Source organism: Treponema sp. UBA753 (genome assembly GCF_002297325.1).
Taxonomy (GTDB): domain Bacteria; phylum Spirochaetota; class Spirochaetia; order Treponematales; family Treponemataceae; genus Treponema_D.
The window spans coordinates 1-10,271 of record NZ_DBKJ01000024.1 but is presented as its reverse complement, the minus strand read 5'-3'; the positions used below and the strand labels follow the sequence as shown (position 1 = coordinate 10,271).

15 protein-coding genes and 1 pseudogene are annotated in these 10,271 nt (G+C 41.3%); 5 read left to right on the top strand and 11 right to left on the bottom strand.

Annotated elements, in window-relative coordinates; translation table 11 throughout:
- Positions 1-445, bottom strand: a pseudogene (locus B4C08_RS01520) (phosphoadenosine phosphosulfate reductase); the annotation flags it as partial.
- Between the two features lie 106 nt (positions 446-551).
- Between B4C08_RS01520 and B4C08_RS01515 the strand changes: the two are divergent.
- The 4 genes from B4C08_RS01515 (at position 552) to B4C08_RS01500 (ending at position 2,707) form a co-directional block, all read left to right on the top strand.
- The gene (locus B4C08_RS01515; protein WP_296662278.1) at positions 552-896 is read left to right on the top strand and encodes a BrnA antitoxin family protein; all 345 of its coding nucleotides are present in this window, start codon (positions 552-554) and stop codon (positions 894-896) included.
- Between the two features lie 68 nt (positions 897-964).
- Positions 965-1,174 (top strand): hypothetical protein, encoded by a 210-nt coding sequence (locus B4C08_RS01510; protein WP_296662277.1) that lies wholly within the window; start codon positions 965-967, stop codon positions 1,172-1,174.
- On the top strand, positions 1,171-1,557 hold the full coding sequence (locus B4C08_RS01505; protein ID WP_296662276.1) for a type II toxin-antitoxin system death-on-curing family toxin: 387 nt from the start codon (positions 1,171-1,173) through the stop codon (positions 1,555-1,557). Before B4C08_RS01510 ends, B4C08_RS01505 begins: the two co-directional genes overlap by 4 nt.
- 37 nt (positions 1,558-1,594) lie before the next feature.
- The gene (locus tag B4C08_RS01500; protein ID WP_296662275.1) at positions 1,595-2,707 is read left to right on the top strand and encodes an HNH endonuclease domain-containing protein; all 1,113 of its coding nucleotides are present in this window, start codon (positions 1,595-1,597) and stop codon (positions 2,705-2,707) included.
- 99 nt (positions 2,708-2,806) lie between these two features.
- Here the strand turns inward: B4C08_RS01500 and B4C08_RS01495 are convergent, their stop codons facing one another.
- The 6 genes from B4C08_RS01495 to B4C08_RS01470 form a co-directional block, all read right to left on the bottom strand.
- On the bottom strand, positions 2,807-3,628 hold the full coding sequence (locus B4C08_RS01495) for a CsgG/HfaB family protein (protein ID WP_296662274.1): 822 nt from the start codon (positions 3,626-3,628) through the stop codon (positions 2,807-2,809).
- 305 nt (positions 3,629-3,933) lie between these two features.
- Positions 3,934-4,281: a four helix bundle protein gene (locus B4C08_RS01490; RefSeq protein WP_296090751.1), complete on the bottom strand. Its 348-nt coding sequence runs from the start codon at positions 4,279-4,281 to the stop codon at positions 3,934-3,936.
- Positions 4,282-4,311: 30 nt separating this feature from the next.
- Positions 4,312-4,959: a DUF1566 domain-containing protein gene (locus tag B4C08_RS01485; RefSeq protein ID WP_296662273.1), complete on the bottom strand. Its 648-nt coding sequence runs from the start codon at positions 4,957-4,959 to the stop codon at positions 4,312-4,314.
- A complete protein-coding gene (locus B4C08_RS01480) occupies positions 4,926-5,147 on the bottom strand; it encodes a hypothetical protein (protein WP_296662272.1) in 222 nt (73 codons plus the stop codon). Before B4C08_RS01480 ends, B4C08_RS01485 begins: the two co-directional genes overlap by 34 nt.
- 103 nt (positions 5,148-5,250) lie before the next feature.
- Positions 5,251-6,399, bottom strand: coding sequence for a hypothetical protein (locus tag B4C08_RS01475; protein ID WP_296662271.1), 1,149 nt, complete (start codon positions 6,397-6,399; stop codon positions 5,251-5,253).
- Positions 6,396-6,926 (bottom strand): hypothetical protein, encoded by a 531-nt coding sequence (locus B4C08_RS01470; RefSeq protein WP_296662270.1) that lies wholly within the window; start codon positions 6,924-6,926, stop codon positions 6,396-6,398. Before B4C08_RS01470 ends, B4C08_RS01475 begins: the two co-directional genes overlap by 4 nt.
- A gap of 122 nt (positions 6,927-7,048) precedes the next feature.
- On the opposite strand from B4C08_RS01470, the gene B4C08_RS01465 reads away from it, so the two are divergent.
- Entirely contained in the window at positions 7,049-7,399 is a 351-nt protein-coding gene (locus tag B4C08_RS01465) for a helix-turn-helix domain-containing protein (protein WP_296662269.1), read from the top strand.
- A 34-nt stretch (positions 7,400-7,433) separates the two neighbouring features.
- Here the strand turns inward: B4C08_RS01465 and B4C08_RS01460 are convergent, their stop codons facing one another.
- The 4 genes from B4C08_RS01460 to B4C08_RS01445 all read right to left on the bottom strand — a co-directional run.
- A complete protein-coding gene (locus tag B4C08_RS01460; protein ID WP_296662268.1) occupies positions 7,434-7,802 on the bottom strand; it encodes a carboxymuconolactone decarboxylase family protein in 369 nt (122 codons plus the stop codon).
- A gap of 34 nt (positions 7,803-7,836) precedes the next feature.
- Positions 7,837-8,454, bottom strand: coding sequence for a flavodoxin family protein (locus B4C08_RS01455; RefSeq protein WP_296662267.1), 618 nt, complete (start codon positions 8,452-8,454; stop codon positions 7,837-7,839).
- Between the two features lie 26 nt (positions 8,455-8,480).
- A complete protein-coding gene (locus tag B4C08_RS01450) occupies positions 8,481-9,038 on the bottom strand; it encodes a flavodoxin (protein ID WP_296662266.1) in 558 nt (185 codons plus the stop codon).
- Between the two features lies 1 nt (position 9,039).
- Positions 9,040-10,271: 1-deoxy-D-xylulose-5-phosphate synthase (locus B4C08_RS01445; protein WP_296662265.1), on the bottom strand; the 1,232-nt coding region annotated here is incomplete at its 5' end.

Below are 10,271 nucleotides of genomic sequence, written 5' to 3'. Positions count from 1 at the left end.
TCATGCGGTTTTCTGAGCCTGCACCGTTTTTTTGAACGAACTTCGCTGCCTCATCTTGAACAAAAGCAAAAGCTTCGTCCTTTATGGAATTAAAACGGCTTTTGTTCGCTTGAATAAATTTTTGGATTGTTGAGTCAAAATGCGGTTTTGAAATTTCAAGATTTTCTTTGGAAAACTCATTCAGTTTTTTGCGGAGAACATCGCAGTCGGCGTTTCTAAAAACCGAAGACGAAATTGCAACAGATTTTCCGTCGATGTAGTAACGGTTCGCACTATTCCACACCGAAGATGAAGCAAGGGAAAATGGCTCTTTTTCAAGCAACAGTTCAAGCAAAAGCCGCTCCTCCAGAAAAACCGGCCGCAAATCGCTGGAAAGATATTCAGTCTCATCGTGGCAAAGCGGACACTTGCAAACCGCACCAGCTGAATTATTTTCATCAAACACAGGAATTCCGCAAGACGCGCACCAATTGACCTGCGCAAGAAAACGGTCGTTTTTTGGGACAGGATTTTTTGTTTACAGTAGCTACTTTTCAGTATATACTTTCTCTATGAACGTCGAGTGGGATGAAAATAAAAATCAGCAGAACAAGCAGAAGCACCACATAAGTTTTGAGATTGGAGAAAAAGAAATCAAGATTGGCGACCAACCAACATTTGATGCACTTAATGAAATTGAAGCTGCAAAAAATCACGAAATAAATTATGAAGACGCTCCAAAACTTTCAAAACAAGAGCTTTCTGAGTTTGCTCCTGCAAATCCAGCATACTACAAACCTAAAAAACAGCAGATTACACTGAAACTCGATGCAGATGTCATCGAGGCATTCAAAAGGCTGGGAAAAGGCTACCAGACAAAAATAAATGCGGCTTTGCGCAAGGCGATTTTCAACTGAAAATTAACAGAAACTCATAAAATGTGATATAATTCTGAAGATTATCTTACTTCAAAATGGAGGCGTTTATGTTTGCAACAACTGGCTATATTCAGGGAAATGTTGTTCGTGCATCAGATAATTCTCTTGAAAAATTCAACGGCAAAAAAGTTATAATTACAGTTCTTGATGAAGAAAAAAGTCCAGCATACACTTTTGTTTCTGATGATGAAGTGCAGAAAATTTCGGATGCCCTTATAAAACAAAATCTTGAAGCATACAGAGAACTTGCAAAATGATTTTAATTTCAAAAGAACAAGTTTTAAAAATTCACACTTCCTTAATAAAAGAAACCGGCGGAATTGATGGCATACGTGATGAAAATCTTCTTGAATCTGCATTAAATTCGCCTTTTCAAACTTTTGACTCAAAAGAACTGTATCCTGAAATTTCAGACAAAGCGGCACAGTTATCATATTCAATCATAAAAAATCATCCTTTTTTGGACGGAAACAAAAGAATTGGTACTCATATCATGCTTGTCTTTTTGGTACTAAATAATGTAAAAATTTCATACACACAAAAAGAACTCATAGACTTTGGATTAAAAGTTGCCGATTCATCAGTTTCAAAAGATGAAATAAAAAACTGGATAGAAAAAAGGACGGCGAAAAATGACTGAACCTGTCCCAAAAAACGACCGTTATTAAGGACAAAAAATGGCGTGGAATTCAAAATCTGGCGAATTGAACTTTTCCTCACTTTCCGATGATGAATATTGGAGCCTGTTCAATTTTGTTTTTTCGGAAAGCTGCCACAAGACTTCAACCTACAAGTTCGCGCTTTTAAAATCGATTCTGGACAATCTTCTGAACAACACGCCGGGCGAGAACGGCCAGCTGATTTTCTATTCCGACCTGTTCGCAAAATTCGCCGAAAGTTTTTGGAATCTTGTTGTAAAATATCATCTTCATCAGCAAAAGCCGACGGCTGAAGGAAAAACTTCAAAAATCGAGCAGATATTCGGTGAGGCTATAAAAACAAATCCGGTTCTTGAAAATCTTGAATTCGCTTCTATCGAAGAAAATGCAAGAACGCAACTGATTCAAAAAGTTCAGGCGGAATGCAAAAAATATGTTCTCGGTGCGCTTTACGGTGATTTCGGCGGAAAGCTCTACGGCTTTGACCAGAACGGAAATTTCATCACGCTTTCGCAGGGCGCTTACGGATTCCTTTTGAAATATAAAATCGAGATTGAAAAACTGAATTACTATGCCTGGGCAAAATTCCTTGAGAAAATCAACGAGGAAAATGTGCTGTTTCACCTTCTTTCAAAACTTGAGCTTTCGCTTCCGAAAAGGACACCGCTTGAAATCTACCGCGACATTCTTTTTTCGGAATTCGAGGAATGTAACTGCTTCTACTGCGGAAAAAAACTTCCGGGGAAAATCCATGTTGACCATTTTATTCCGTGGAGTTTTGTAAAAGAAGACAAACTTTGGAATTTCGTCCTGAGCTGCCCGGAATGCAACATCAAAAAAAGCAATATTCTTCCGCCGCAAAACACAATCGCACGGATTTTGGAGCGGAACAGAATCATTTTAAACGCAGGCGATGTCAAAAACGGCAGCAAAATCAGCTTTGCCGCAAACTCTGAAAAAAACAAAAAGAACGAAACCGATTCCACTTTCATAAAAGTCCAGTTCAAGAACTACGACGAAAATCTGATTCCGCGCCTGTGGCAGTACGCAAAATTCTCAGGATTCCGAACAATGCAGCAGGCTTATTTTATCCAACCGGACTTCGGAAGCCTGAAAGTCGCAGAGCCGTAGTTCAACTGTCATTGCCGTGCTACGACACGCGACGTTTGCGAAGCAAACTCGGTCAGCAATCTATAAAAAAACATCGGCATTGGTGAACTTGCAAACTCCCTACTCCACTTTTGAAAGCGTGAGCCGGGCGAGTTCTTTTTTAGTGCTGTCCGGGTAGACGTTTATGCTGAATTCCGTGTGTGTTCGGTTCATGCTGGCAGGATACGCCCATTCGATTTTGCGCAGACGTTTCGTTTTTGCGTTGCGGAAAGTCGCATTCAGCTTGAAGATTTTTCCGCCTGAAAAACTGTCGCTTGTGTACGAATAAGTTCCGCTGCCTTCCAAAACGGTTTCATTGCCGTCCGAATCTACGGAAACGACTTTCATGCCGCACTTTGATTTTTCGCCGAAAGTGATTTCGTAGCTGTCGTCAAATTCGTCAGTCGAAAGAGTTCCTGTCCAGACGCCGGTAAAAATATTCGGCTGGGGAATTTTCTTCACACATTCAGACGCGAATTTCGGAAGCTGGGACTCGTACTCGTTCCAAAAGTTCAGGCTCATTTTTGCGGAATGAAGAACAGTGCCCTTCTCAACGTCAATCATTCGGGCAGTGATGTAAAGCGGACAGCCCAGAGCCGCCACAGAGCCCACAATTATACAGTCCGCGCCGATTCCCTTTCCCATCTGCTTTGCCGTCGTGATGTCGATGTACGGATTCGCCTGAAAACGGTACTCCGCCATCACCTTGTCAATTTTCTTGCGCTCAACAACGGTAACATCGCCGCCCTTCACAAGCTCATGAACAAGCAGGTCGGTCATCGTGGAAACCTTGTCATAATAAGCCTCGTCGTCGCAATCAAAGTCGAACACCGCAACAGTCTGCGCCGGAAGAACCACCGCCACCGCAAACATTAAAACAGAAAGAAGAATTGATTTTTTCATTGTGCACCTCGTTTTAGCTGGATTAGTTGTCTATGCTAAAATCCCGAACGGCTCGAACAGAATTTGTATTATTCTTATTGTTGTTGTTCTGATTGCCGTCACTGAATCTCTGTTTCCACGCGTTATTATTATTGTTGTTGTACTCCGACGAAGACCAGAACGCGTTTGTGTGCAGTTTGTTCTTAAGTGTTTTCACCGCTGAATATAAACTGGTTTGAGGCTGAAACAGCATTCTCCCAGTGTGCACACCGCTTTTACACAAAAACCTTGCTCGCTTTCATGCACCGTAACACATGAAATTCCGGCTATTGACTGCGGACTGAATTTCTCCAGCCCGTAATCTGCTTTCCAATTCCGTCCATCTGCAATGCAAGATTCGCCTGCTGGTTTATTGTAAACAAATGCAAATCTGTGCACAGCCGGACTTCCAATTTTAGAACTTCAAAATCATCAAGAAATTCTTCAAGATATTTTTCTCGTTCATGGCATTTGTTGGCTCTGTATATGCTTCTTACAAGATGAATGCAGTCCCGCTTTATGTCCTGACCAAGAGTAAATTTATATTCTCTTGGAAGATGCTGCGTAAGCTCGAACAGGCGCAACGTAAGCTTGTAAGTGTCCTTAAAAACTGGCAAATCATAATACAAAGCCATTTTTAATACTCCTCCAAATAGTTAAAGTGTTTAATAGCTAAAAGCCCGAACGGCTCGAACAGAATGTGTATCATACTTACGGTAGTAGCCCTGATCGCCGTCACTGAACCACTGCTTCCACGCGCGATTAGGATTGCCGCCGTCCTCCGACGAAGACCAGAACGCGCCGTCGCCTGAAATTTCTCCAGTTTCTCTCAAGTTCAAATAAATATAATTTAATTCATCTTTGTTTGGCAGATACCAGTCGTCATATCCACCGCCTCGATATTCACTGCACAAAGTTTTTGCCTCGCTCCAATTTCTTTCACCTAGAACTTCGCTGCACTCATACGCACGGTTGCCTTCTATGTAGAAAACAAGTCCACCGCCCGGTCCAATGTCGCCGATTTTCAGAGAAAGACCTTCCACCGCATCCTTTGCAAATTCCGTCAGAATTCCGAAAATGTCATCAATAGAAACAAATTGAACTTTCGCACTCGACAAAACTTTTGCGGTCTTAACGTCAATCAGCGTTGCGGAAAGATACATCTTGCTTCCAAGCTTTATAATCTTCCCACGGCTTATAATTTCCGCACCAGTAGCTGTTCCAAGTTTTACTGTTTTTTCACTGTTCGCCCAGTCTCCAGCCTGAAACTGCATTTCCTTTAAAATCTTGTTGAAATTCGTGCGGTCAACCACAGAAACTTTTCCGGTTGAAACAAGTTCTGCAATGTATAAAGTTCAGTTATGGATTCCGCCTCATCACTAGAAACCGCATTTCCTGTAACATCAAATGTTGCAACCGCCATAGACTTAGGTGCAGATTCCGCAAAACCACATACAACCGCTAAAGCGGCAATAATCAAAGCGGATATTAGTTTTTTCATGTTTATTTCTCCTGCTTTTCTTATTTTAATTTTCTCAAATTTCATTAGCGTTTCTCTTGAGTCAATATCGTTCAGTTTTTCATCGTTTGTAAAATCGTTCTCCTCAAAGATTCATGGATGAGAACTTTTCTTCATGGCAAAGTTTTTGTATTTGCTCCAACTCTTTAAGCTTATCTTCTTCTACTTTTTTATAAGGCTTTTTATCACTAGCACTTTCAAAAAAATCTTGGCATTTTTTCATGCGGTCAATTTCTATAAGTGTATTAAAAAGTCTTCTTGCGTTTGTTTTTTCAAATGCACTGGTTGTAATATGGTCTCGGTTGGAATTGTGCATAAGAAGTTCAAAGACATACACATTTTTTCCATCTATCTTTTCTTTTGATTCATAAAATCTTAAAACCTGAAAAAATGCTCCACGCAAAAGAACTTCTTGCTCTTCCATATATTTAGAAATATTTTCTATATCAACAGCACAAATAGAAGAGACAATAGAAGTAGGATAATAACTTTTATAAAGGTCAAGAAAAGTTTTATCCAAACTTGTAACATGAATTTTAAAAAGTACAGGACAAAAACCTCTTACCTTCTCTTCATACGGTCGACGTTCCTGCTTTTCTAAAAACTGTTTTGCAACATCTTGACTCTTGCTGCAAGACATAAAACTTAACGGAACTGCAAATTTTCGATCCTGAACTTCGAGCTCCTTTATGTCCAGCAAATTTGAAATTGTATTTTCATCAAGCATTATTCCTCTGTAAATTGTATTTTCAAAGTTGGAAAATTCAAGCTTCGTTTTTACCAAGTTGTAAAGTTCAATATTCATGCATTCAACAAGGAACGCTGCAGAATCATACACTTCTTTGTCATGTTCCTCTCTAAAAATTGAATTCATGTATTTAAAAATCGTTTCATAACCATCACTAGATGTATAAAATCTTATTAAGTCGCAGTTCTGTTCTGCAGGAGGATTTTTCTGAAACTCATACCACTCATCGTTAAAAAAATCCATAAACAGCAAAGATTTTCCACCTATATGATTTTTAAACAACTTAATAGCTTTCTTCCTAAATTTTTTATCATTCCAGTTTTTTCTAACTTCAAGAATAGAATTTCTTATAAGATTCATTCTTGCTTTTACATCTTCACCAATAAAAAATCCACCATGTTCTAAAGAAAATTTTCCAAAAGATTTATTTCCATTAGTATTGGCACTCTCTCCAAAGCGTTCATCTCTTATAGTCTTATAGCTCATATTTCAATCCTCCAAAGGTCTTCTCTAACAAGATTTTCTGAACATGAAGATAATGTAACTTTTTCGACCTTTTTTATAAAATTATTTGGAGAAAAACATCTGAAAACAGCGGCTGTAAAAAAGTCTACTTTTCTTTCATATTCGTTAATCGCCTCTGCATCATCAAAATAGGCAATCAGGTTGTAGCAGTCCGTAAGAAAATTAATTATTATGTTGCTGTATCCTCGGTGGTGCAAAACCTTTTCATTCCCAAATCCATCTTTCTTGTCAATATTTGGAAAAAAGAATCTTCCTTGTTCTATAAGTCCGGAAAATCTTGCTTTTGCTTTTTCCAGTTCTTCTTTATTATTTTTTATTATTGGAATAAGCTTTAAAATCTGGATGCATTTTTCATACCATTCCAAAACCTGAGTTCTATAGTTCATGGAAATTTCCACCATCTTAAAATGACGGTCAATAAGATAAAATGCAAAAACAAAAATACTCAGGATAAAAGAAAATACAGAAACAATAATTTCGCAATTCATATTCAATGCCTCCATCTAAAAAAATTAAAATCATAATAACACAATTGTGTTACACAAAATTATACAAACACATTATTGTCATGTCAACGAAATAAAAATACAATTGTGTTATTATTTAAGGCATGAATTTTTGGGAAAAAGTGGATCAAGAACGCGAGCTTAAAAACTTAACAAGAAAGGAACTTGCTTACAAGGCAAAATTTTCGCTCAATTCAATTTCAACAGGAATTGCTAGAAACAGCATTCCGGCGGCGGATGTGGCGTTAAGAATTGCAAACGCGTTAGGAACTACGGTCGAAAATCTTATGGGGCAAAAAAGCAGTCAACAAGCCACCCCCCCCCAGCCAACAATTTCAGCCAAGAAGAAGGAAGCCTTGTATAAAAAATATCACATATTAATAGAAGATTTTGACAAACTTTCGCCAGAAAATCAAAAAGCCATAATGCAGATTGTAAGCCAAATAGCACATTAAAGACGAATTTTTTTTCGCAAATGTCGCCGCAAATCTACTCCGCCCAGACCTGCTTTGCCAGACTGAAAACAGCCCAGGCTTTCGGCCAGCCGGCATAGAACGCAACGTGGGTTACAATCGCGGCAATCTCGTTTTTGGTTACGCCGTTTTTCTTTGCGTTTTCAAGGTGGTATTTGAGCGAATTGTCCGTTATTCCCTGCGACATGAGCGAGACAACCGTAATAATGCAGCGGGTCTTTATGTCGATGTCCTGATTGTTCCAGTTTTCGCCGAAAAGGATGTCGTCGTTGAAGTGCGCGAAGTCCGGGGCAAACTCGCCGAGAGCCGCGCGTCCTGCAGTCTGAACAATTTTCTGCGGAGGCAGCTGCTGATTTTGGTTTTCTGTGTTTTCGTTTTGCGGCATATTTTTTTCCTTTCTGATTTTGCGGATATTTCCCCTACCGGATAAAATTTGTCGAAACACGCTGTTCTGTTTTAGGCAGACCGAATTTTTCTTTTCCTAATGCGATGCTTTTCATTAGGAATGTCATGTTTCTTGCAAGCACGCGCATGGTCTGTTTTCCTTCCTCGTCCATTTCGGCTTCTCTAGGCAGACGGCCGTGAATGGAATTCCAGTATTGGCTGGATGCAACCGGCATATTCGATATGGTGAAATATTTGTTCAGCTCGTCGAATGTCGCCGAGCAGCCGCCACGTCTTGCGCACACAACGCTTGCGCCGACTTTCATTGTCTTGTCAAAATGGGAACTGTAAAAGAGGCGGTCAAGAACTGCAATCAATGTGGCATTTGCGGAAGCGTAATAAACCGGGCTTGCGACAACAAGTCCGTCCGCCGCCTGGAATTTTGGGGCAAGCTCGTTCACAACGTCGTCAAAGACGCATTTTCCTGTCTCGCCGCAGCGTCCGCAGGCAATGCAGCCTCTTACATTCTGGTTTCCGACGCGGACAATTTCTGTTTCCACGCTTTCCGCCTTAAAAGTCTTTCTCATTTCTTCAAGCGCAATCGATGTGTTTCCGTCTTTTCGCGGACTTCCGTTAATCATCAGAACTTTCATTTTCAAACTCCAAAAAGCTTCGATATTTATTTCAAAATTCCGTCGATGTATTTTTTCACTTCAACGCCAGATGAACTTCCTCTGAATTCCCGTCCGCCTTTCAGGAGCGCGCCTTTCGCGTGCTTTGCCAAATCCGAGCCGCTTCGTCCGAGTCCGCTTCCGCCGCTTGTGCAGAGAGTTACAAGATTTTTGCCGCTTAAGTCGTTCTGTTCAACAAATGTGTAGACGATTTTCGGCGCGAGTCCCCACCAGATTGGATACGCGACAATCACGTTGTCGTAGCTGCTCAAGTCGATTGAGCTTGCGATTGCAGGCCGGCTTTTTTCGTCGTTGCACTCAACAGAAGAAAGCGAGTTGCGGTCGTGCCAGTTCAAGTCCGCGCTCGTGTATTTGTGAACCGGCACAATTTCGTGAATATCCGCGTCCAAGGCTTGAGCAGTTGTTTTTGCGAGCCGCTCGGTTGTTCCTGTCGCGCTGAAATAGCAGACAACCGTTTTTTTTGCGTTTTGTGTTCCCTGAGAACTCTGCGCATTTGCTCCAAACATAATAAATGCTCCTAGAATTAAAAAAATTGATTTTTTCATTTTATTCTCCCAGAATTTCTTTCACGTCAGCCACAATCTGCCCGGTTGTCATTCCGACTTCCTTCAAAAGCTCGGCAGGATTGTAGCGGTCGTAGAATTTCTTTTCCAGGCCGTAGTTCTTCACCTTCATATTTGAAGTTCCGTAGAACGAGGCGATTTTTTCGCCAAATCCGCCGCTCACGATTCCGTCCTCAAGCGTAATCACAAGCTCGTGGTCTTTTTTAAGCTCCTCAAGAAGATTCTTGTCAACGCCGCTTGCAAAACGCGGATTTATCAAAGTCGGCTCAAAGCCTAGAGCGCTTTTTATCGCCGCCGCAACAGCCTCGCCTTTCTGGTAAAAATCTCCGAGCGCAAAAACAGCGACTTTCTCGCCTTTCTTTTCAACTTTGTAAGTGTCAAGCACGTCAAAAGTTTTTTCTTCTGCACAAGATGAGCGGTGGAAAACTTCATTTCCCGGAATCAGAATCAGAACCGGATGGGATTTCTGTCCGATAGACCAGTTCAGCATATTCAGATATTCTTCCGCGCATGTCGGGGCAAGAACCACAAGATTCGGAATGTTTGTGAACGCCGCAAGCCCGAAAATTCCCAAGTGCGTAACGTCCGTAAGTCCGTCAAACGAACTGTAGTTCATCAGCATTGTAACAGGCAGATTGTTTATGCAGACATCCTGCGAAATCTGGTCGTAGGCGCGCTGCAAGAAAGTCATATTTGTAACCAAGAGCGGATTTCCGCCGTTTTTCGCGATTCCGGCGCAGACCGCAGTTGCAGCCTCCTCCGCAATTCCAACATCAAGATATTGCGCCCCCAGCTTTTCGCGAAGCTCAGGCACAAGCCCCACAGAAGCCGGCATTGCAGGAGTCACAACAACAAATTTCTTGTCCTTTGCCGCACGCTCCATAATCCAGTTCGGAGTAATCGCGCCGTAGCTTTCGCCGTTTCCAAAATTCACAGTCGATTTTCCTGTCGCGCGGTCAAACGGAAGCGTCCAGTGCCATGCTTCCTTGTCTTTCTCAGCAAAAGCGTAGCCCTTTCCCTTCAAAGTGTGGATGTGAAGCACAACTGGATGGTCAATGTCCTTTACCTTTTCAAAAAGCGAAATCATCGCGCCGATGTCGTTTCCGTTTTCCTCATAAATATAGTCAAGACCGAACGCGCGGAACATATTGTTGGAAGATTTTCCGTTGGTCTCGCGCAGCTCCTTCAGATTCTTGTAGATTCCGCCGTGATTTT